Origin of the sequence: Novosphingobium sp. 63-713 (assembly GCF_001898925.1) — a bacterium.
Taxonomy (GTDB): Bacteria; Pseudomonadota; Alphaproteobacteria; order Sphingomonadales; family Sphingomonadaceae; genus Novosphingobium.
The window spans coordinates 209587-230474 of the sequence record NZ_MKVS01000026.1 but is presented as its reverse complement, the minus strand read 5'-3'; the positions used below and the strand labels follow the sequence as shown (position 1 = coordinate 230474).

The following is a 20888-nucleotide window of genomic DNA, read 5'->3' as shown; positions in this document are numbered from 1 at the left end:
CGTCTCTTCTCAGCGGCTCTCGTTGGCCGGAGCCTGCTGCTGCTGTTGAGCGGCAGCTTCACGCGCTTCGCGCGGCTGCCAACCGGCGGGCGGCACGATCTGAACGGTGGGCAGAGCCGTGTTCAGCTCGGTCAGGATCTGCTGATTGAGGTTATAGGCATTGGTCGCGGCCAGAATGGCTTCGGGGTTGAGCAGCAGCGTGACACCCGCCTTGCTCATCGCGGTCTGAACGGCGGCGGCGCGCTTGTCCATGATCTGCTCAAGCACATAGGCGTCCGACAGGCGAACCGGTTCGACGATCTTTTCGATCTCGGCCTTGCCCTGTTCCTGGATCTGCTGAACCTGCTGCTGGGCCGCGGCCGCCAGAGCGTTCACATTGGCGCCCGGCGCGGCGCGATCCTTCTGGAACTTGTCCACGATCGGCTTGATCTGGGCGTTGAGCGCGGCTTCCTTGGCCTTGGCGGCGTCAAGCTGCGCCTTGTAGGTCACTTCGCGGTCCGCCTGCGCCTTCTTGAAGGCCAGCGAATTGGCGACGACCGCGTCGAGGTTGGCAACCGCCACGCCGTTGACGCCGGCCGAAGCGGTCGCTGCCGGAGCGGCAGCGGCGGGCTTGGCAGCCGGAGCGGCCAGAGCAGCCTGCGAAATACCAGCCAGCGCGGCCAGAGCGATAATCTTGGCAAAAGTTTTCATCAGAACTGGGTTCCCACGTTAAATTGGAAGGTCTTGGTATCGTCGCCCACTTCGTGCAGCAGCGACTTGGCAATATCGATGCGGAACGGGCCAAAGGGCGAATTCCAGTTAAAGCCAACGCCGATCGCGATACGCGGACGCGGGCTGTCGCCGTAATAGAATTCCTTGAACGGGCTGATGTTGCTGCCGATCGCGGTATTGGCCGCACCTGTTGCAGTGTTGGTCTTGCTGGTGGTCGTGACCACGCTGCCGTCGGTGTTGGTTTGGGAATAAAGCGCGTTGCCGCTGGAATCGCGCGAGGGCACAAAGATCGAGCAGCCCACATAGCCGCAAATCGCGGTCGAATCCTGCAGATTGGGCTTGGTGATGCCCCAGACCGCGCCGGCATCCAGGAAGATCGAGGGGCGGATGCCCATTTCCTTGGCGCCCGAACCCAGCGGAATTTCCACTTCGGCGTGGAACAGATAATAATATTTGCCGCCCACCGAATCCTGCGTCCAGGAATTCTTGTCCGTGGTCAGGACATAGGTGCCCGTGCTGTCGGTGGTATAGGGCTTGCGCACCACGCGCGGACCGATGCCGCGAATGTCGAAACCGCGCATCTGCGGTTCGCCCAGATAGAAGCGGTCGGTCAGGAACACGTCGTCCACGCCGTCAATGTGGCGGCTGCTCAGCGCCTTGATCGCCCCGGCCTCGCCCTTCAGCGAGAAGATGAAGCCCTTGCCCAGCGGGTAGAACTGCGAGGCATTGGCGCGGATACGCGCATAGCGCACATCGCCGCCCAACCCGGCGAAATCGACGCCCAGCGAGCCGGAGCGGCCGCGCGTAGGACGCACGCGATTGTCCAGATTGTCATAGATCAGCGAGGCGCCGACGATCGAGGACAAACGCTTGCCTTCCGCGTCGCACAGATAGCGGCCCGCCAGCAGCGGATTACAAGCCAGAACGCCGGCCGTATTCTGCGTGTAGAATTGCGTCTTGTCCAACGACACATTGTCATAGTTGAGCGTATAACGCCCCACCAACGACATGAATTCGGTCACCGGGAAGCCAAGGCGGGCCTGAAAACCGGTGGTCGAATTGCGATACAGCGAATTCGAGTTCGAGCTGTAATAATTGTAGTTGTTATAATCGCGCCGATAGATGTCGATGCCCATCGAGACATTCTTGTCCATCAGATAAGGCTCGGTAAACGACAGCACGAGGCTCTTCGAATAGCGCGAGACCGAGCCCGACAGGCCGATCGTCTGACCGCGCCCGCGGAAGTTGTTCTGGCGGATCGAAGCCTGGAAAATGAAGCTTTCAAGGCTGGAATAACCGGCTGAAAGCTGCAGTTCGCCGGTCGGCTTCTCCTCGACGTTGGCTTCCAGAATGATGCGGTCGCGCGCCGATCCGTTGACCTGCTTGACCTCGAACTTTTCCTGGAAATAGCCGAGGCTCTTGATGCGGTTGGTCGAACGCTTCACCTGCACCGAGTTGAACGCGTCGCCCTCGGCCAGACGGAATTCGCGGCGCACCACCTTGTCCTGCGTCAGCGTGTTGCCGTTCACGTCGATCCGCTCGACATACACGCGCGGCGCTTCCTGAAGGTTGAAGGTGACGCCCATTTCCAGGTTCTTGGGGTCGCGCTGATAATCGGGGCGCGCGTCGGCAAAGGCATAGCCGAACACACCAACCGTCTCGTTCATCTTGTCGATCGTGTCTTCGACCAGCTTGGCGTTGTACCACTGGCCCTTTTTCATCGGCAATTGCTTGGCCAATTGCGCGCCGTCGAAATCGCGCAACTGGCTTTCCACCTTCACATCGCCGAACTTATAGCGCTGCCCTTCTTCGACCACATAGGTGATGATAAAGTCGCGCTTGTCCGGCGTCAGCTCGGCCACGGCGGAAACCACGCGGAAATCGGCATAGCCCTGCGTCAAGTAGAACTGGCGCAGCTTCTGCTGGTCATAGGCCAGCTTGTCCGGGTCATAGGACGTGTTCGAACGGAAAATATGCAGCGGGCGCGCGGTCTTGGTGATCATCGCGGCCTCAATTTCCTTGAGGCTGAAATGCTCATTGCCGATCACGTTGATCTGGCGGACCTTGGACTTGGGCCCTTCGTTGATTTCAAAGACGATATCGACACGGTTCTGGTCCAGCCGCACCATCTTGGGTTCCACCGTCGCGGCGAAACGGCCCTGACGCTTGTAGAGCTCGATGATGCGCGACACGTCGGCGCGGACCTTGGACCGGGTAAAGATCTGGCGCGGGGCCAGCTTGATTTCCGGGTTGATCTTGTCTTCTTTCAGGTGCTTGTTGCCCTCAAGCACGATGCGGTTGATGACCGGGTTTTCCTTGACCGTAATCACCACGCGGCCGCCATCATTGCGCACCGACACGTCGGCAAACAGTTCGGTGGCGTAAAGATCCTTGAGCGCCTGGTCGGCGGCGGCCTCGCTGTAGGGCTGGCCCGCGCGCATCTGGATATAGGACAGGACCGTATCGGGCTCGAGACGCTGCGCGCCTTCGACCGTCAGCGACAGGATCGGCTCGGCTGCAACCGTGGCCACCGGCTGGGCAGCAATCGCCGGGGTTGCCGCAGGCTTGGTCGCCGGAGCAGCAGCCGTGGCCGCAGGGGCGGACTTTTGCGCCGGACGTTCGGCCGCAACGGCCATCTGGGGCACGCCCGCCAGGATCGTCGTGCCCAGCAAGGCCATGCCGATCTGGCCCAGGCGCGTCATCTTATCCGTATTTGCCTGCCCGAAAGCCATATTCCGATCCATCTTCGACACGGTACTTCCCATCCTTAGCAACCGTCGGTCACCCGATCGGTCAATGCGCCCCCGACAATCGACCCCCATCAGGCGGCCAGCTGCACGGTCCCCGTGTTTGCCCGTTTCATGCGCCGGACGAACCGGCCGAAACAGCATCCCTTTTGCGCGTCATGCGCCCTCTGCCCGATGCGGGCCCAGCTTTCAAGGCATCTTGCGCCATCCGGCGATGCGGGCCGGGCAAAACCGCCCCGTCAAAGGCCGAACAGATCCGCCGGCACCAGATCGTTGATGGTGACGAACACCATCAACGCCAGCACAAAGGCAATCCCGGTGCGAAAGGCCCATTCCTGGCTCTTTGCATCCAAGGGTTTGCGCCGCACCGCTTCGGCCACGTAAAATGCCAGATGTCCACCATCCAGCGCCGGGATTGGCAGCAGATTGATGAATGCCAAATTAATTGAAATGAAAGCCGCAAAGTACACAAACGGCAACCAGCCCGATTGCAGGGTCTGGCCCGAATATTGCGCCATTTTAATCGGCCCGCTCATCTCGCGCACGCTGCGCTGGCCGGTCACGATCTGTTTCAGGCCCGTGGCGATCAGCCCCATCAGATGCAGCGACTGGTCGCCCGCTGTCACAAAGGATTCGACCACGCCCATCCGGATATGGGTCACTTCCGTATCGCCCAAAGGCCGCCCCACGCCCAGCCGCCCGATCCGCGCGCTGTTGCCCAGCCCATCCTTCATCATTTCGGCGGCCAGCGTGACCGGGATCGTCAGGCGATGGCCCGAACGTTCGACCTGCAATTGCACGGTTTCGCCCGGAAAGGGCTTTACGGCATCGGGAATCTGCTCAAACCCCGCAATCGCCTTGCCATCAATGGCCACGATCCGGTCGCCCAACTGAACGCCCGCCGCCTGCGCGGCCGAATTCTCGCTAAAGCGCCCCACCACAGGCGGCACCGTCAAACGCCCATAGGCCATATTGAAAGCGGCAAACACCAGCACGGCCACGATCAGATTGGTCGCCGGCCCCGCCAGCACGATCAGGAAACGCTGCCACAGCGGCTTGAAATGGAACCAGCCCTCGCGCTCCTTGATGTCGAGCGGGATCTTGTCCACCCCCGCCGAGGCCGGGTTCATATCGCCCGCAAACTGGACATAGCCGCCCAGCGGCAGCATCGAGAGCTTCCAGCGCGTACCGCGCCGGTCGGTCCAACCCGCGATTTCCCGGCCAAACCCGATCGAAAAGGCCACCACCCTCACCCCGCACCAGCGGCCCACCAGATAGTGGCCCAGCTCATGCACCAGCACCAGCGGCCCCAGCATCAGGGCAAAGGCAAGAATCGTCATCAAGATCGTCGGCTGCGCCATGGTTCAGGCCATCTCCAGCAAAGCGGCGGCGCGGCGGCGGGCCTGCGCATCCACCTCATGCACCTCGTCAATAGCAGCCGGAGGGGGCGGCGCATAGGCATTGAGCACATCCTCGACCATCGCCGGAATGCGGGTAAAACCGATCCGCCCGTTGAGGAAGGCATCGACCGCCACCTCATTGGCCGCATTCAGCACCGCCGGAATGCCGCCACCCGCATGAGCCGCCTGCCGCGCCAGTTTCGTGGCGGGGAAACGCACCTCATCGGGCGCGCGGAAGGTCAATTCGCCAATCGCGGCCAGATCAAGCTGGCTCGAGAGCGGCGTCTCCATCCGCTCCAGCCAGGCGAGGCACGAGGCGATCGGCACGCGCATGTCGGACGGCCCCAATTGGGCCAGCGTCGAGCCATCGTGATATTCGACCATCGAATGAATGATCGATTGGGGATGCACGATGATGCGCAGCCGGTCCAGACCCACGGGAAACAGATGATAGGCCTCGATAAATTCGAGACCCTTGTTCATCATGCTGGCCGAATCGACGCTGATCTTGGCGCCCATGCTCCAGTTGGGATGCTTGATCGCCTGCGCCGGGGTGGCGCTCTGCAATTGCTCAAGGCTCCAGTCGCGGAACGGGCCGCCGCTGGCCGTCAACGTGATCCAGCGGACATGATCGACCTTATTGCCCGACAGGCATTGAAAGATCGCATTATGCTCGGAATCGACCGGCAACAGCGTGGTGCCATGCCGCGCCACCGCCGCGATCATCAACTCGCCCGCCGAAACCAGCGCTTCCTTATTGGCCAGCGCCACAGTGCGGCCCTGCTCGATGGCGGCCATCGTCGGGGCCAATCCGGCGCAACCGACAATCGAGGCCATCACGATATCGGCCGGACGCCGCGCCGCATCGACCAGAGCCTCCGCCCCCGCCATCGCCTCAATGCCGCTTCCCGCCAAAGCCTCACGCAATGCAGGAAGCGCAGCGGCATCGGCGCAGACCGCCACCTCGGCCTCAAACTCACGCGCCAGCGCGGCCAGCGCCTGCGCATTGCCATTGGCCGTCAGCGCGACAACCCGCCAATCCCCACGATTGCGGCGGATCAGATCCAGCGTGGAGGCGCCAATCGAACCGGTGGCGCCAAGAACGGATATTGATCGCACTTAGAATCTTCCTATTGCGCCGAATATTCCGGCAACGAACAGCACCGCGAGCAAACCGTCAACCCTGTCGAACAGTCCGCCGTGGCCCGGAATGAGATGGCCGGAATCCTTCACGCCCGCGCGGCGCTTCATCCAGCTTTCGAAAAAGTCGCCGGTCTGGGCGATAATGGCGGCCAGCACACCTGCAACGACCACCTCCAACCAGTTGATGGCCAAAGGCGATGTCGTGCTGGTCAGGTGCAGGGCGGCCATTTCACGCGCCGCGCGCCACAGCGCATAGGCCTGAACCCCGCCCACTGCCAGACTTGCCCCGATCGCACCGCCGAGCAATCCGCTCCATGTCTTGCTGGGGCTGATTTTCGGTGCGATCTTTGGCCCGCCAAAGGTACGCCCGGCAAAATAGGCGCCAATATCGGTGGCAATCACCGCCAGCACCGGAATCATCACGGAGACCGTATCTTCAGCACGCAGCACGATCAGCATCTCGGCTGCCAGCCCGACATAAGCCACACCCGCCACCAGCCAGATCAACCGCGCCCACCAGCTTGCCGCAATCGCGCGTGAGAGCTTGCTCCATTCCCACAGCACGCCCGTGGCGATCAGCAGCACGAACACCATCCAAGGCAAACCGCCCAACCAGAGCGCCCCACCCGCCACCGCCACCATCACGATGGCCGAAAGCGTGCGGGCCTTGAGATCGGAGTTTTTCTTGGGAGCCGCAGCCCCCTCGCCTTCAGCGGCCGCCAAAACGACGCTCCCGCTGACCAAAGGCGCCAAGCGCGTGGGCCAGGTGGTCAGGCGTGAAATCGGGCCACAGGACGTCGGTGAACCACATTTCGGCATAGGCCGCCTGCCACAGCAGGAAGTTCGACAGGCGCACCTCGCCGCTGGTGCGTACCACCAGATCGAGCGGCGGCAGACAGGCGGTGTCGAGCTCGGCCTCAATGCTCTCGGCCGTGATCTCGCCCTTGGCCGCCGCTGCCGCTGCCGCGCGGGCGATCTCCTGCTGGCTGCCGTAATTGAGCGCGATGGCCAGAGTCAGCTCGCGATTGCCTGCCGTGCGCGCCATCGCGCCTTCAAGCAATTCGACAATATCATCCGACAAGGCCTTGTAATCGCCGATGATTTTTAATCGCACCCCATTGGCCGCGATTTCATCGATGTCGCTGATGATAAAGCGCTTGAGCAGCCCCATCAGGTCGGACACTTCCTGTTCCGGGCGGCGCCAGTTTTCCGACGAAAACGCATAAAGCGTCACCGCCTCCAGCCCCATGCCGCGCACCCCGCGGATCAGGCGGCGCACCGCCTCGACCCCGCGCTGATGCCCCAGCACGCGGGGCAAATGGCGCTTCTTGGCCCAGCGGCCATTTCCATCCATGATGATGGCCACATGGCGGACCCCGTGTTCGGGCCCGCCAGAAGCAGGAAGCAGCGCAGCGGTCACTTGCCCAGGATTTCCTTTTCCTTGGCCGCGGCGGCTTCGTCGGCGCCCTTGATCGCCTCGTCGGTCAGCTTCTGCACTTCGGTTTCAAAGCGCTTGCGCTCGTCTTCCGAGATGAGCTTCTTGTTCTCGTCGGCCTTGAGCGCCTCCATGCCGTCGCGACGGACATTGCGGATCGCGATGCGCGCGCCTTCGGCATATTTGCTGGCGAGCTTCGCCAGTTCCTTGCGGCGTTCCTCGGTCAGATCGGGGATCGGCAGACGGATCGTATTGCCATCGGTGATCGGGTTCAGGCCCAGACCCGCCGAACGGATCGCCTTTTCCACCGGGGTCACGCTCGAACGATCCCACACGGTTACGGTCAGCATGCGCGATTCGGGCGCGGCCACCGTGGCGCAGGCGTTGAGCGGCATGTGGCTGCCATAGATTTCGACCGTGATCGGATCGAGCAGCGCGGTATTGGCGCGGCCCGTGCGCAGACCCGACAGATCGCCCTTCAGCGATTCCACCGCGCCCTTCATCCGGCGCTCAAGATCAGCCTTGTCATATTTGGGAGCAGCCATTGGTATTCTCCTGAATTACTGCACAATCGTCTGAACGCCCTGTCCGGCCAGCACACGGGCCAGATTGCCACGTTCGCGGATGGAAAAGACGACGATCGGAATCTTGTTGTCACGGCACAGCGCGACCGCGCTGGCATCCATTACCTTGAGGTTGTCGGCCAGAACAGTGTCATAGTCGATCGTATCGTAACGCTTCGCCGCAGGATCCTGCTTGGGATCGGCATTATAGACGCCGTCCACGCTGGTGCCCTTTAACAGCGCATCGCAACGCATTTCGGCCGCGCGCAGGGCCGCGCCCGAATCCGTCGTGAAATAGGGCGCGCCAACGCCTGCGGCAAAGATCACCACGCGGCCCTTTTCCAGATGGCGCTCGGCACGGCGGCGGATAACCGGCTCGCACACCTTGTCCATCTCGATCGCGCTCTGCACGCGGGTGGGCACGCCCAGTTGCTCGAGCGCATTCTGCATCGCCAGCGCATTCATCACCGTGGCCAGCATGCCCATATAGTCAGCCTGCGCGCGGTCCATGCCCTTGGCGGCGCCCGCCATGCCGCGGAAGATATTGCCACCGCCGATCACCAAACAGATTTCCAGACCGCTTTCCTTGGCCGCCTTCACCTCTGCGGCCATTTCGGCCACGAATTCCGGGTCGATGCCGAAAGGCTGGCTTCCCATCAACACTTCGCCCGAAAGTTTCAGCAAAACGCGCTTATATTGGGGCTGAGCCATGGTTTCGATCTATCCTTATGCTTCGCAAGCGCCCTTATACCGTGGCGCTGCCTGTGCCAAGGGCGCGAAAAAACTAATGTACACAGCGATAGAGAAAACAGCCGGAAGGGCCAAACAAAAAGGCCCGCCGTTTCCGACGAGCCTTCATGCTTTCCCTGAGGGAAAAGAAACTTACTTCAGGCCGGCGGCAGCAGCCACTTCGGCGGCGAAGTCGGTTTCTTCCTTTTCGATGCCTTCGCCCAGCTGGAAGCGGACATAGTCCACCAGCTTGATCGTGGCGCCGGCAGCCTTGGCGGCAGCGGCAACAACGTCGGAGACGGGGGTCTTGCCGTCCATCACGAACAGCTGCGACAGAAGGGCGTTTTCCTTGGCATACTTGGCCACGGCGCCTTCGATCATCTTGGCCTGAACGGCTTCGGGCTTACCCGATTCAGCGGCCTTTTCAGCGGCGATCTTGCGCTCACGCTCGATCAGAGAAGCGTCGAGACCTTCAGCCGACAGGGCCAGCGGGAAAGCGGCGGCAATGTGCATGCCGATCTGCTTGCCCAGCGGCTCCAGAACGTCGGCCGGAGCATTGCCTTCCAGAGCGACCAGCACGCCGATCTTGCCCAGGTTGGGGGCAGCAGCATTGTGCATGTAAGCCACGACCACGCCCTCGGAAACCGAAACGGCCTTGATGCGGCGGACCTGCTGGTTTTCACCGATGGTGGCAACGTTGCTGGTCAGCTTTTCGCCAACCGTGCCGCCGTCGGGATAGGCAGCGCCCTTGAGCGCTTCGACGTCGGTGATCTCGCCGTTCAGGGCAACTTCGGTGGTCTTGCGCACGAAGTCCTGGAACTGGTCGTTCTTGGCGACGAAGTCGGTTTCCGAGTTCACTTCGACCGCGATGCCCTTGGTGCCGGCAATCGCCAGACCCACCAGACCTTCGGCAGCCGTACGGCTCGACTTCTTGGCAGCGGCAGCCAGACCCTTGGCGCGCAGCGCGTCAACGGCAGCTTCCATGTCGCCATTGGCTTCCTTGAGCGCCTTCTGGCAATCCATCATGCCAGCGCCAGTGCGTTCGCGCAGGTTCTTCACGTCGGCGGCAGTAAAGGCCATGTCCGATAGTCCTTAGACAAGAGTTTTATACAGTTGCGCCGGGCCACATGGACCCGGCGCGTTCCAATTTTGTGACGGAGCCATTTTCAGGCCCCGTTCCAAAGGCTTATCAGCCTTCGATCACTTCTTCGGCAACCGGCTCGGCCATCGCGCCGATGTCCGCGCCCGAAGCGACCACAGCAGCGCGGTTACCCTTGGTGGCAGCAGCGGCAACAGCGTCGCAATACAGGCGGATGGCGCGCGAGGCGTCATCGTTGGCGGGGATCGGGAAAGCGATGCCTTCGGGCGAAACGTTCGAGTCGAGGATGGCGACGACCGGGATACCCAGCACGTTGGCTTCCTTGATCGCCAGCTCTTCCTTGTTGGCGTCGATCACGAACATCACGTCGGGGATGCCGCCCATGTCGCGGATACCGCCCAGCGACAGTTCCAGCTTGTCGCGCTCGCGGGTCAGCTGAAGGATTTCCTTCTTGGTCAGACCCGAAGTGGCGCTCGACAGGCGCTCTTCCAGCGTCTTGAGGCGCTTGATCGACTGGCTGATCGTCTTCCAGTTGGTGAGCATGCCGCCCAGCCAGCGGTGGTTGACGAAGTGCTGACCGGCAGCGCGAGCGGCTTCAGCGATGGGCTCCTGGGCCTGACGCTTGGTGCCGACGAACAGGACCTTGCCACCGGCCTGAACGGTCGCCGAGATGAACTCCAGAGCGCGGCTGAAGAGCGGCACGGTCTGCGACAGGTCGAGGATGTGGATGCCGTTGCGCGCGCCGAAGATATACGGCTTCATGCGCGGGTTCCAACGGTGGGTCTGGTGGCCGAAGTGGGCACCGGCTTCGATGAGCTGCTGAATCGTAACGACGGGAGCCGCCATAAATATGTCCTTCCGGTTGTTCCTCTGAGACGCTGGAACCGTGCGGCCAAGGCCATGAAGGCCCGAATTCCCGCTGCGGCACCGGTGAAGATGCGTCCCATGTGGGTTGGCCCGACCTTTGTGAAACCCGCAAAGCGCGAATCCCTCCATAGATCAGGTGCCGCGCCCTTAGCCCCAGTTCGAGAAATAATCCAGCGCCATTTTGGAGGGGACCGGGCGTAATCTTCGCAAAGAATCCTCGGTTCATCGCAAAAAGCGCTTGACCGAACGGAACAGGTGTGGAACAAATTGCCAACAGAACGGAACTAGGGAACATCCAGAGAGGAACCGTTCAAACTCCTACTGGTTATCCACATGTTGTACGCAAGGCCGGTCGTCAACGCAATCGACGATCCCGCCCGATGGACAAAGGACTATACCGCGATGCTGACTCTTGCGATCAATGGTATGACCGGCCTGATAGCCGCCCTCGTTATCGCCTCCCTGATCCAGAGCGCGCGGTCCTTCATGCCCGCGTGGCGTCAGCTCAGCGCCGAGGTAAAGCGGCTCGAAGCGGGTAGCGTGCTGCGCGTCACCCTGAGAGAGGCCGACGCGGCCGATTGGGAAAGATTGGCAGCCCCTGCGCAAACTGCGGCAACCCCGATCCCGGCGACGCAGGGCGAGCGCCCCGCCATCGCACCGATCGCGCTTATTCCCCAGCCTCGCCGCGCACTTCATACGCCTTTGCGCCACGCGGCCGCCTGACCCGCATATACATCACCAGCCCGACCGGGATCAGCATCAGATAAACAACACAGATCCCCACCAGCGTAAACCACGGCTCGCTGAGCAAAGCGGCAAAGACGATGCCGAACAGGGCAATGAGTTCAAGGCGCACCGAACGGCGCGGGCGCAAAGATTTCCAACTCAACGTCGGAATGGCAGAAATCAGCAGGAAAGCATTGAAAGCCAACCAGACGCCAACGATACGCGGATCGCGAAAAATCGGATCGCCCGAAGCTTCGCCGCCGCTGGCAATCCAAAGATAGATCGGCAAAAAGGCCAGCCCTGCCCCCACCGGCGCGGGAACGCCAGTCAGAAAACCGGCCTGCTTGCGCGGCTCGTCAGGCAAGTCGATGCGGGCGTTGAAACGGGCAAGGCGCAAGGCCATGCAGATCGCGAAGGCCAGCGCGGCAAACCAGCCAAGACGCGGCACATCCTTGAGCGACCACAGAAACACGATCAGCGCGGGCGCCACGCCAAAGGAAATGGCATCGGCCAGACTGTCAAGTTCCGCGCCAAAGCGCGACTGCGCCTTGAGCAGGCGAGCAATGCGGCCATCAATGCCGTCAAGCACCCCGGCCAGAATCACCGCCAGCACCGACTTTTCCCACTCGCCCTGAATGGCAAAGCGGATGCCGGTCAAACCGCAGCACAGCGCCGCCGAGGTAATCGCATTGGGCGCCAGCGCCCGCAGCGTCAGCCCGCCGGGCATCCGCTTTTGCCGACGCTCGTCACCGCTCACTGGCCCATCGCTCACTGGCTGACGCCCTCGATCAGGCCAACGTCGCCGATTTCGGCCAGAATGGTTTCCCCGGCCACCGTGCGCTGGCCCAGCAGGACCTTGGGCTCGGTGCCTTCGGGCAGATAGACATCAACGCGGCTGCCGAAACGAATCAGGCCGACGCGCTGGCCTGCCCCGATAATGTCGCCGGGCTTCACGAAAGGCACGATACGACGGGCAACAAGGCCCGCGATCTGGGTAAAGCCGATCATCGTGCCATTGCCGCGATCGATCAGGATATGCTGACGCTCATTCTCTTCGCTGGCCTTGTCGAGGTCGGCGTTCAGGAACTTGCCCGGAATGTAGATGACGCGCGAAACGGTGCCGTTGATGGGCGCGCGGTTGATATGAACGTCAAACACGCTCATGAAAATCGACACGCGGGTAACCAGGGCATCGGGCAGACCGGGCGTTCCGGTGCCGTCCTCCATCACCAGTTCACGCGGCGGGGCCACCTTCTGGATCAGCGTGATGAGGCCATCGGCGGGCGCCACGACATAGCGGTCGCCGCGCGGCGTCACGCGCAGGGGATCGCGGAAAAACGCGCAAATCCCATAGGTTAAAATACCGAGCGGCCATGCCAGCAAGCTCCACCCCATCAGCGCCGCCATCAGGCAGGCAAGGGCGGAAACCGCAGCGAATTTGCGCGCTTCGGGGTGTACGGCGGGCCAGTGCCATCCGGCAGTGCCACGCCCCTGGTTATCAAGAATTTCTCCGGGCATAGCCTGTGTCTCTAGGCGCAGGAAGGCGGCGCTGCAAGCATCGCGTCGCAGCCTACCCCCAGTTGTCTGCCCCGGCTGCACTATTCGCCCACCGGTTCCTCGACCAGTTCGGCGATTTCGAACACATAGCTTTTCCAGCCCCGCATCCGCGCCCCATCGCCCGCCGCCGCCTTCAGCCGCGTGGCATCGCCCAGCGAACGCGTATGGCCCCAGAACACCTCGGTCTTGCCATTGGCCAGCTCGGCCACAATGCGCCAGTAATGGGTAAAGCGGTCGCTGGTCGGACCGATCCGCTTGACATAGCCGTCGGGCATGGTGGCGGTCAGATATCGCTTTTTCTTGGCCATGCCCGCGCGCCTAGAGCGTTTTCGAACCAGATGAAACATCTGGTGCCTTGCGAAAACGCGCCAAAACAGAAATCGAGATCAATCAGTCCTCGTCATCGCCAATCCACAGGTGGTGGCTGTCGATACGCAGCCGGGTAATGGCGGCATGGGCGTCACCGCGCGCGATGCTTTCGGCGCGCGCGGCGTCCTGCGTCTGACGCTCGGCCAGCAGCAGTTCGGACAGGTCGAGCGCGCCCGCCTGAAACCCGCGGCGCACCTTGACCAGCGCGGCCTCCTGCGCACGGCGGCTCGCATCGGCGCGCTCCCATGCGTGCAAAGCGGCCTGCGCGGCGGCCAGATCGGAATCGGCGGTTTCCTGCAAAGTCCGGCGCACGGCCTGCAGATCGGCCCCGGCGGCGGCGGCATTGGCCCCTGCCTGATCGGCCAGAGCGCTGCGCCGCCCATTGCCAAAGGGCATGATGAAAATCAGCCCTGCCCCGCGCTCGATCCCGCCCTTGTCGGAAAAGACGCGCACGCCCACCTGCGGATCGGCGATCCGGTCGGCGCGGGCGCGTTCGGCGCTGGCGTCTGCCATATGGGCGGTTGCCTCGGCGGCGGCGATCTCGTGGCTGCGCGCAAAGACCAGATCCCGCAGATGCGTCAGCCCTCCATCAGGCTCATGGGGTACCGGTATCGCCTCGGCATGGTCGGGCAGCGTCATGGCGGGAAACTGGGCCTGCAACCGGCTGCGCGCGACCTTCTCACGCCCGCTCGACCTTTCGGCGGCCAGCCGCGCCGCTTCCAGCGCCGCCACCGTCTGGTCGGCCTCCAGCACCGAGGCATCGCGCAATTCCACCCGGCGCTTCACTGCCGACAGCAGCGTCTGGTAATTGGCCACGCTCTGCCGGTCCACCTCGGCCTCGCCCGCGGCCGAGAGCCACGCCCACCAGTAATCGGCCAGCATCAGCGCAGTCTGGTGGCGGGTATCCTCGGCGCGATTCTTTTGCGCGGTCAGGCCATATTGGCCGATCTCGCGGTCCAGCCGCACCTTGCCCGGCCAGCGCACGCCTTTGGTCAATTGGGCCTCAAACTCGTCATAGACGCTTTCCTGAACAATCGAGCGCCTATTGTACGAAGTCTGCAGATTGTAATCATAAGGCCCGCGCTCCAGCACGCGCAATTCGGCCTCGGCGGCGCGGGTGCGGGCATTGGCGGCCTCGACGCCGGGGTGGCTGGCCAGAGCCTGCGCCACGGCGGCCGGATCGGGCAGTCCCGGTTCCGGCGCCGCCGCCAGCACGGGAAGCGGCATCAGGCAAAGGGCGAGAGAGAAAAACTTACGCATCGGCTTTCTCCGCGCGGGTTTCGCCGAACCGTTCATACAGGATCGGCAGCAGCACCAGCGTGAGCAGAGTGGAGGTGATCAGCCCGCCGATCACCACGATGGCCAGCGGCTTTTGAATTTCCGAGCCCGGCCCGGTGGCGAACAGCAAGGGCACAAGGCCAAAGGCGGCAATCGTGGCGGTCATCATCACCGGGCGCAGGCGGCGCTTTGCCCCCACCCGCACCGCCTGGGCCAGATCGAGACCGCCATCGCGCAATTGGCGAAAATAGCTGACCATCACCAGGCCGTTGAGCACGGCGATGCCCAACAGCGCGATGAAGCCAACCGAGGCGGGCACCGAGAGATACTCGCCCGAGGCAGCCAGCGAGACCATGCCGCCCACCAGCGCAAAAGGAATGTTGACCAGAATGAGCAACGAGGCCCGCACCGAGGCCAAAGTCGCGTAAAGCACGACAAAGATCATCAGCAAGGCAATCGGCAGCACCACCATCAGCCGGGCCGAGGCGCGCTGCTGGTTTTCAAACTGTCCGCCCCAGACGATGCGATAGCCCTGCGGCAGCTTCACATTGGCGCCGATATCGGCCTTGGCCTGCTGCACATAGCCCACCAGATCGCGCCCACCGACAAAGGCCTGCACCATGGCAAAGCGCGAGCCGTTTTCGTGCTCGACCTTGACCGGGCCTTCGGTGCGCTCAACCTTGGCCACATCGCTGGCGCGCACCAGTTGGCCGGTGGGGCTGCGATAGAGGCGGTCGGCAAAGCCGGCGGGATTGGCAGCCTCGCCCTCGCCCCGGATCAGGATCGGCACCCGGCGCAGCCCTTCGGCCACCACGCCCGAACGCACACCCTCCAGTTCGGAACGCATCGCGTCCTGAAGCGTGTCGATGGGCATGCCCACGCGGCCCGCCGCCGTGCGGTCGATGTCGATCTGCAGATAGTCCACCTTGTCATTGGCCACGGTCAGCGCCTCGCTGGTGCCGGGAATGGCGCGGAGCCGCCGCTGGACCTCACCCGCAAGGCGGCCCAGTTCGGCGCTGTCGGGACCAAAGATCTTGATCGCCAGATCGCCGCGCGCGCCCGTCAGCATTTCGGAAATGCGCATCTCGATCGGCTGGGTAAAGCTGGTCTGGACGCCGGGCAGATTGGCCACCGCCTTGCGGATCTCATTGACCACCCATTCCTTGTCGCCCACACGCCATTCGCTGCGCGGTTTCAGGGTGATGAAACTGTCCGTCTCGTTCAGCCCCATCGGGTCGAGGCCCAGTTCGTCCGACCCCGTGCGCGAGATGACATTGGTCACCTCGGGCACTTTGGACATGATCGCCTTTTGCGCGGCATGGTCGATTTCCATACTGTGCCGCAGCGAGATCGAGGGCAGCTTGGTGAGCTGAACAATGGCCGAGCCTTCGTCCATCGTCGGCAAAAAGGTCTTGCCGGTCGATTGATAGGCCACCACCGCCAGCACCAGCGACAGGCCGGCCGTGATGAACACCGGCAACCGATGCGCAAAGGCCCAGTCGAGCAGCCGCCCATAACGCGGCGACAATTGCCGCATCAGCCAAGGCTCATGATGGGCATCCCCCGGTTTCAAACCAAAGAAAGACAGCACCGGCACCAGGGTCAGCGCCAGCAGCAGCGCCGAGAGCAGCGCCAGCACGATGGTCAGCGCCACAGGGGCAAACAGCTTGCCTTCCAGCCCTTCAAGCGTCAGCAGCGGCAGGAACACCAGCGCGATAATGGCAAGGCCGCTGGCAACAGGCGTGGCGACCTCGGCGGCGGCGACGAACACATTGTGCAGGCGCCCCGCCCAGGCATGGCGCGGATCATTCATCCGCTCCACCACATTTTCGACCACCACGACCGCGCCATCGACCAGCATACCCACCGCAATGGCAAGGCCGCCAAGGCTCATCAAATTGGCGGTCAGCCCCACCGCGCGCATGGCGATAAAGGTCAGCAGCACCGCCATGGGCAGCGCCAGCGCCACGATCACCGAGGCGCGCACATCGCCAAGGAACAGCAGCAGCAGCACAACCACCAGCAAGGTCGCCTCGATCAGCGCCTCTTCGACCGTGCCCACTGCGCGCTCGATCAGGTCGGACCGGTCATAGAAGGTTGCGATCTTCATGCCCTTGGGCAGGCTGGGTTTCAGTTCCTCGATCCGCGCCTTCACCCCATCGACGATCTTGGCCGCATCCACGCCGCGCAGACCGATGACAATGCCCTCGACCGCCTCGCCGCGCGCACCCTGGCTGACCGCGCCATAGCGGGTCAGCGCGCCGATCCGCACCTTGGCAACGTCTCCCACGCGCACCACGCGGCCCGTCGAACTCTTGACCACCACCGCCGAGAGATCCGCCACATTGCGGATCGCGCCCGAGGAACGCACGATCAGGGCCTCCTCGCCCGCGACCAGACGCCCCGCGCCATCATTGCGGTTCGACGTGTTGATCGCGGCCGACAGATCGCTGACCGTCAGGCCCGCCGCAGCCAGCGCCTGATTGTCGGGCTCCACCTCATAGCTTTCGGCCAGACCGCCCAGCGCGTTCACATCGGCCACCCCCGGCACCGTGCGCAGCGCAGGCCGGATCACCCAGTCCAGCACCCGGCGCTTTTCGGCCAGATCCTGCGGACCTTCGATGGTGAACATGAACATGTCGGTCAAAGGCGTGGCAATCGGGGCCAGACCGCCGCTGACCGTCGAGGGCAGATTGCCCATCACGCCCGTCAGCCGCTCGTTTACCTGATTGCGCGCCCAGTAAATATCGGTGCTGTCGTCGAAATTGATCGTGACATCGGCAATCGCATATTTGGCCACAGAGCGCAGCACGGTCTGATGCGGAATGCCCAGCATTTCCATTTCGATGGGGGCCACCACGCGGCTCTCCACCTCTTCGGGCGTCATGCCGGGGGCCTTCAGGATCACCTTGACCTGGGTTGAGGAAATATCGGGAAAGGCGTCAATCGGCAGGTTGAGAAAGGACCAGATGCCCGTTCCCGCCAGCGCCAGCGCAATCGCCAGCACCGCCATCCGCGCAGTCAGCGCCCGTTCGACCAGTTTGCGCAGCATGGATCAGGCCCCTGCGAAAATGGCTTTGAGTTCGGCCACGCCCTTGGTGACCACCTGCGCATGGGCGTCCAGCCCGCTGCCGATCACCATCCGCCCGCTGCTTTCGCCCGCGACCTTGACCACCTGACGGCGGAAATTCTTGCCGTCGCGGACAAAGACCACATCTTTGCCATCGACATTGGCCACCGCCGTGCGCGGAACGCTGACGCCCTTGGTCGTTTCGCCTGCTGCCTCGATGATCGCCGTCACGCCCTTGCCCGGCACCAGCCCCGCATCGCCCGCCACGCTGGCCCGCGCGACCAGAGAACGCGTGACCGGGTCGAGCGAGGCGCCCACGGAGAGCAATTTGCCCGTCACGCGTCGCCCGTCCTGCTCCACCGCCACCGGCATGCCGGGGCGCAATTGCCCCGCCAGCCTTTGCGGCAATTGCAGATCAAGCCGCAGCGCCGCGATATTTTCCACCACAAAGGGCGCGCCATCGGTGCTGACCGCGCCGCCGGTTTCCACGCTGACGCTGGCCACGCGGCCCGCGATGGGCGAGCGCAAAGTCACCGTGCCGTCGCGCGAGGCGCCGCCCAGCGCCAGCAGACGCCGGTTTTCCGCCAGCGTGGCCTGAACCGCGCGCAGATTGGCCACCGCTTCTTCGGCGCGCGAGGGGGCGATCACGCCTTCCTTGGCCAATTGGCTGAGACGGGCGGCATTGGCCTGCGCCACGGGCAATTCGGCCTGCGAACGCGCCATCGCCCCGCTGAACTGCACCGATTCGGCCGCCTTGACCACGCCCAGCACCGCGCCGCGCGCCACCTCCTGCCCCGGAATCACCAGCACCTTGACCGCCGTGCCGCCAAAAGGAGACGTCACCGCCACCCGCGCCTCGGGCGGCAAGGACACCGTGCCCGGCACGCTGGCCAGCGGGATCGGCGCATCGCCCTGCGCGGGCTCGACCGTAATGCCCAGTTCCTTGACCTGCGCATCGCTGAGCGCGACCAGATCGCCCTTGGGGCTGGGCGCTTCGGGCGCGGCCTCTTCGGCGCTACGCGAACAGGCGGAAAGCAGGGCGAGTGCGGCACCAGCGGCCAACAGGGAGTTTTTGCGCATCATGGCCGCCGCCATGGCGCACAAAGCTGACAGGAACTTGTCAGTTTCGTGTGGCAGGTCCAATAGTCATGAAACATACAGACATGGGGACTCGCGGCTTGCGGCTGTTGTTGATCGAGGATGACGGCGAATTGGCAAGCCGCCTGAGCAATCGCCTGCGCGATGCGGGCTTTGCCGTGGATGTCGCCGGGTCGCAGGCCGATGGCGAAGGCTGGCCCGATCTGGACAAGATCGCCGCGATCATCCTCGACCTTGGCCTGCCCGACGGCAATGGGCTGGATCTGCTGCGCTATTGGCGCGCGCGGCGGGTCGATTGCCCGGTGCTGATCCTGACCGCGCGGGGAAGCTGGCAGGACAAGGTCGAAGGGTTGAACGCCGGAGCCGATGATTTCGTGGTGAAACCGGTGCGGTTTGAGGAATTGCTGGCGCGGCTCCATGCGCTGCTGCGCCGCCACAGCGGCCAGCGCGCGCAATGGATCGAGGCGGGCGGCGTGCGGCTCGATCCGGTGGGGCGCAATGCCGAGGTGGATGGGGAGGCTCTGGCGCTGTCCAAACAGGAATTCCGCCTGCTGCAACTCTTCGTCCGCCGCCCCGGACAGGTGCTCTCGCAAGGCGACATTCTCGAACATCTCTATGACCTTGACGCCCAGCGCGACCTGAACGCCATCGAAGTCTTGGTCAGCCGTTTGCGGCGCAAGGTGGGCGCGGCGCGGATCAAGACCCTGCGCGGGCTTGGCTACAGGTTTGAGGCATGAAGCGCGTGCTGATCCCCGCCCGCTTTGCCGCGCACAGTCTGCGGCTGCGGTTTCTTTTGGCGATCCTGCTGTGGGTGGCGCTGGGCATCGGCGGCATCTGGTATTCGGCCACGCGCGTGTTCACCCGCCATATCGAGGCGCAATATCACGACGAACTCTATGGCCATGTGCGCGAACTGGCCGGATTGGTGAACATTTCAAAGGACAGCCATCTCTCGCTCTCGCGCCCGCTGTCCGATCCGCGCTATCTGGAGCCCATGTCCGGCTATTACTGGCAGGTTTCGGTGCATAAGGGCGACCGCATCCATTCGGCCTCGATGGTGCGCGGCGTGATTGACGAGGACATCGCCCATTCGCCCGAGATTTTCCATTCCATCGACAATGGCCCCACCGGCAAGACCATCGCCTATGGTTTTACCGGGTTCACCCCCGACGGGCGGATCGTCCATTACGTCATCGCGGTCGACAAGCGCTATCTGGATCAGGCCATCGCCAGTTTCACCCGCGAGCTGACGCTGTGGCTGACCGCGCTGGCGGCTGCATTGTTGATCACCGGCTATGCGGTGGTGATGTTCGGCCTGCGCCCGCTCAACCGTCTGGCCACGGCCATCGGCCAGTTGCGCGAAGGCACCAATGCCCGGCTTGAAGGCGCCTATCCTTCGGAAATCGCGCCTCTGGTCGAGGATCTCAACGCCTATATCGCGGGCAATGAGGCGGTGATCGAACGCGCACGGGTCGAGGCGGGCAATCTGGCCCATGGGCTGCGCACGCCGCTGGCCGTCATCACCGACGAGGCCGAAAGGCTGGCCCGCCAGCCCGAGAGCGCCAGAGCAGCGCGCGCGCTGCTCGATCAGGCGCATGTGATGGTGCAGCAGATCGACTTTCGCCTGGCGCGCACGCGTTCGGCGGCGGGCGCCCGCGCCTCGCTGCGGGTCAGCCATTTGCCCGAGGCGGTGCTGCCCATCCTTTCGGCCATGCGCAAATTGCACCCCGACTGCGCCTTTGACCTGTCGGCCCCCGCGCCCGTGCGTATGGCGATCGACCCGGTGGACCTGTCCGAACTGGTGTCCAACCTGCTGGACAATGCCGGGAAATGGGCCCGGCGCCGCGTGGTGCTGACCATCGCCGAAGGGCCGCGCATCCGCGTGGAAGACGACGGCCCCGGTATGAGCGAGGAGCAGATCGCCCGCGCCTGCGAGATCGGCAGCCGGTTCGACGCCGATATGCCGGGCAGCGGCCTTGGCCTTGCCATCGCCCGCGACATTGCCGAAGCCTATGGATTGCGGCTCAGGCTTTCTTCGCCGCCCGGCGGCGGCCTGGTGGCAGAACTGACATGAGGACTATCTGGCAAATTACTCT

At 63.5% G+C, this 20888-nt stretch carries 19 protein-coding genes; 3 read left to right on the top strand and 16 right to left on the bottom strand.

Annotated features, from left to right (window positions below):
* Positions 1-9: 9 nt before the first annotated feature.
* From BGP00_RS11760 to rpsB, 10 genes are all read right to left on the bottom strand, one after another.
* Positions 10-690, bottom strand: a complete 681-nt coding sequence (locus BGP00_RS11760) for an OmpH family outer membrane protein (RefSeq protein ID WP_168602633.1) — start codon at positions 688-690, stop codon at positions 10-12.
* The gene (bamA, locus tag BGP00_RS11755) at positions 690-3413 is read right to left on the bottom strand and encodes an outer membrane protein assembly factor BamA (RefSeq protein WP_292689409.1); all 2724 of its coding nucleotides are present in this window, start codon (positions 3411-3413) and stop codon (positions 690-692) included. Before bamA ends, BGP00_RS11760 begins: the two co-directional genes overlap by 1 nt.
* Positions 3414-3697: 284 nt before the next feature.
* Positions 3698-4798 (bottom strand): RIP metalloprotease RseP, encoded by a 1101-nt coding sequence (gene rseP, locus BGP00_RS11750; RefSeq protein ID WP_168602631.1) that lies wholly within the window; start codon positions 4796-4798, stop codon positions 3698-3700.
* Between the two features lie 24 nt (positions 4799-4822).
* Entirely contained in the window at positions 4823-5977 is a 1155-nt protein-coding gene (locus tag BGP00_RS11745; protein ID WP_292689408.1) for a 1-deoxy-D-xylulose-5-phosphate reductoisomerase, read from the bottom strand.
* Complete coding sequence (locus BGP00_RS11740) at positions 5978-6724, bottom strand: phosphatidate cytidylyltransferase (protein WP_292689407.1); 747 nt, start codon at positions 6722-6724, stop codon at positions 5978-5980. It abuts the gene before it with no gap.
* Positions 6711-7355, bottom strand: a complete 645-nt coding sequence (uppS, locus tag BGP00_RS11735; RefSeq protein WP_292689711.1) for a polyprenyl diphosphate synthase — start codon at positions 7353-7355, stop codon at positions 6711-6713. Before uppS ends, BGP00_RS11740 begins: the two co-directional genes overlap by 14 nt.
* Before the next feature lie 62 nt (positions 7356-7417).
* On the bottom strand, positions 7418-7981 hold the full coding sequence (frr, locus tag BGP00_RS11730) for a ribosome recycling factor (protein WP_168602628.1): 564 nt from the start codon (positions 7979-7981) through the stop codon (positions 7418-7420).
* A 15-nt stretch (positions 7982-7996) separates the two neighbouring features.
* A complete protein-coding gene (gene pyrH, locus BGP00_RS11725; RefSeq protein WP_273618806.1) occupies positions 7997-8710 on the bottom strand; it encodes a UMP kinase in 714 nt (237 codons plus the stop codon).
* A 171-nt stretch (positions 8711-8881) separates the two neighbouring features.
* Entirely contained in the window at positions 8882-9808 is a 927-nt protein-coding gene (gene tsf, locus BGP00_RS11720) for a translation elongation factor Ts (RefSeq protein WP_168602626.1), read from the bottom strand.
* 109 nt (positions 9809-9917) lie between these two features.
* Entirely contained in the window at positions 9918-10673 is a 756-nt protein-coding gene (gene rpsB, locus BGP00_RS11715) for a 30S ribosomal protein S2 (RefSeq protein ID WP_168602625.1), read from the bottom strand.
* 354 nt (positions 10674-11027) lie between these two features.
* On the opposite strand from rpsB, the gene BGP00_RS11710 reads away from it, so the two are divergent.
* Positions 11028-11417: a hypothetical protein gene (locus BGP00_RS11710; protein ID WP_292921401.1), complete on the top strand. Its 390-nt coding sequence runs from the start codon at positions 11028-11030 to the stop codon at positions 11415-11417.
* On the opposite strand, the gene BGP00_RS11705 is transcribed toward BGP00_RS11710, so the two are convergent.
* The 6 genes from BGP00_RS11705 to BGP00_RS11680 form a co-directional block, all read right to left on the bottom strand.
* Positions 11362-12147: a phosphatidylcholine/phosphatidylserine synthase gene (locus tag BGP00_RS11705; RefSeq protein WP_292689710.1), complete on the bottom strand. Its 786-nt coding sequence runs from the start codon at positions 12145-12147 to the stop codon at positions 11362-11364. The genes BGP00_RS11710 and BGP00_RS11705 overlap by 56 nt on opposite strands.
* Positions 12148-12188: 41 nt before the next feature.
* Positions 12189-12938, bottom strand: coding sequence for a phosphatidylserine decarboxylase (locus BGP00_RS11700; RefSeq protein ID WP_168602623.1), 750 nt, complete (start codon positions 12936-12938; stop codon positions 12189-12191).
* Positions 12939-13018: 80 nt separating this feature from the next.
* Positions 13019-13285, bottom strand: a complete 267-nt coding sequence (locus BGP00_RS11695) for a hypothetical protein (RefSeq protein WP_168602622.1) — start codon at positions 13283-13285, stop codon at positions 13019-13021.
* A gap of 82 nt (positions 13286-13367) precedes the next feature.
* Positions 13368-14606 carry a TolC family protein gene (locus BGP00_RS11690; protein WP_168602621.1) on the bottom strand — a complete coding sequence of 413 codons (1239 nt, stop codon included), beginning with the start codon at positions 14604-14606 and terminating at the stop codon, positions 13368-13370.
* Entirely contained in the window at positions 14599-17676 is a 3078-nt protein-coding gene (locus BGP00_RS11685) for a CusA/CzcA family heavy metal efflux RND transporter (protein WP_292689405.1), read from the bottom strand. The genes BGP00_RS11690 and BGP00_RS11685 overlap by 8 nt, the downstream gene beginning before the upstream one ends.
* A 3-nt stretch (positions 17677-17679) precedes the next feature.
* Positions 17680-18777, bottom strand: coding sequence for an efflux RND transporter periplasmic adaptor subunit (locus tag BGP00_RS11680; RefSeq protein WP_246869994.1), 1098 nt, complete (start codon positions 18775-18777; stop codon positions 17680-17682).
* Positions 18778-18842: 65 nt separating this feature from the next.
* Between BGP00_RS11680 and BGP00_RS11675 the strand changes: the two genes are divergently transcribed.
* Together BGP00_RS11675 and BGP00_RS11670 are read left to right on the top strand one after the other, a co-directional pair.
* Positions 18843-19529 (top strand): response regulator transcription factor, encoded by a 687-nt coding sequence (locus BGP00_RS11675; RefSeq protein WP_292689404.1) that lies wholly within the window; start codon positions 18843-18845, stop codon positions 19527-19529.
* Positions 19526-20866: a HAMP domain-containing sensor histidine kinase gene (locus BGP00_RS11670; protein ID WP_292689403.1), complete on the top strand. Its 1341-nt coding sequence runs from the start codon at positions 19526-19528 to the stop codon at positions 20864-20866. The genes BGP00_RS11675 and BGP00_RS11670 overlap by 4 nt, the downstream gene beginning before the upstream one ends.
* Positions 20867-20888 lie beyond the last annotated feature (22 nt).

What these genes read in the sequence shown, in the direction of transcription:
- BGP00_RS11760 (WP_168602633.1), bottom strand. Translation starts at nt 690, where the DNA reads ATGAAAACTTTTGCCAAGATTATCGCTCTGGCCGCGCTGGCTGGTATT.
- bamA (WP_292689409.1), bottom strand. Translation starts at nt 3,413, where the DNA reads ATGACGCGCCTGGGCCAGATCGGCATGGCCTTGCTGGGCACGACGATC.
- rseP (WP_168602631.1), bottom strand. Translation starts at nt 4,798, where the DNA reads ATGACGATTCTTGCCTTTGCCCTGATGCTGGGGCCGCTGGTGCTGGTG.
- uppS (WP_292689711.1), bottom strand. Translation starts at nt 7,355, where the DNA reads ATGGATGGAAATGGCCGCTGGGCCAAGAAGCGCCATTTGCCCCGCGTG.
- frr (WP_168602628.1), bottom strand. Translation starts at nt 7,981, where the DNA reads ATGGCTGCTCCCAAATATGACAAGGCTGATCTTGAGCGCCGGATGAAG.
- pyrH (WP_273618806.1), bottom strand. Translation starts at nt 8,710, where the DNA reads ATGGCTCAGCCCCAATATAAGCGCGTTTTGCTGAAACTTTCGGGCGAA.
- tsf (WP_168602626.1), bottom strand. Translation starts at nt 9,808, where the DNA reads ATGGCCTTTACTGCCGCCGACGTGAAGAACCTGCGCGAACGCACTGGC.
- rpsB (WP_168602625.1), bottom strand. Translation starts at nt 10,673, where the DNA reads ATGGCGGCTCCCGTCGTTACGATTCAGCAGCTCATCGAAGCCGGTGCC.
- BGP00_RS11710 (WP_292921401.1), top strand. Translation starts at nt 11,028, where the DNA reads ATGTTGTACGCAAGGCCGGTCGTCAACGCAATCGACGATCCCGCCCGA.
- BGP00_RS11705 (WP_292689710.1), bottom strand. Translation starts at nt 12,147, where the DNA reads ATGCCCGGCGGGCTGACGCTGCGGGCGCTGGCGCCCAATGCGATTACC.
- BGP00_RS11700 (WP_168602623.1), bottom strand. Translation starts at nt 12,938, where the DNA reads ATGCCCGGAGAAATTCTTGATAACCAGGGGCGTGGCACTGCCGGATGG.
- BGP00_RS11695 (WP_168602622.1), bottom strand. Translation starts at nt 13,285, where the DNA reads ATGGCCAAGAAAAAGCGATATCTGACCGCCACCATGCCCGACGGCTAT.
- BGP00_RS11690 (WP_168602621.1), bottom strand. Translation starts at nt 14,606, where the DNA reads ATGCGTAAGTTTTTCTCTCTCGCCCTTTGCCTGATGCCGCTTCCCGTG.
- BGP00_RS11685 (WP_292689405.1), bottom strand. Translation starts at nt 17,676, where the DNA reads ATGCTGCGCAAACTGGTCGAACGGGCGCTGACTGCGCGGATGGCGGTG.
- BGP00_RS11680 (WP_246869994.1), bottom strand. Translation starts at nt 18,777, where the DNA reads ATGATGCGCAAAAACTCCCTGTTGGCCGCTGGTGCCGCACTCGCCCTG.
- BGP00_RS11675 (WP_292689404.1), top strand. Translation starts at nt 18,843, where the DNA reads ATGAAACATACAGACATGGGGACTCGCGGCTTGCGGCTGTTGTTGATC.
- BGP00_RS11670 (WP_292689403.1), top strand. Translation starts at nt 19,526, where the DNA reads ATGAAGCGCGTGCTGATCCCCGCCCGCTTTGCCGCGCACAGTCTGCGG.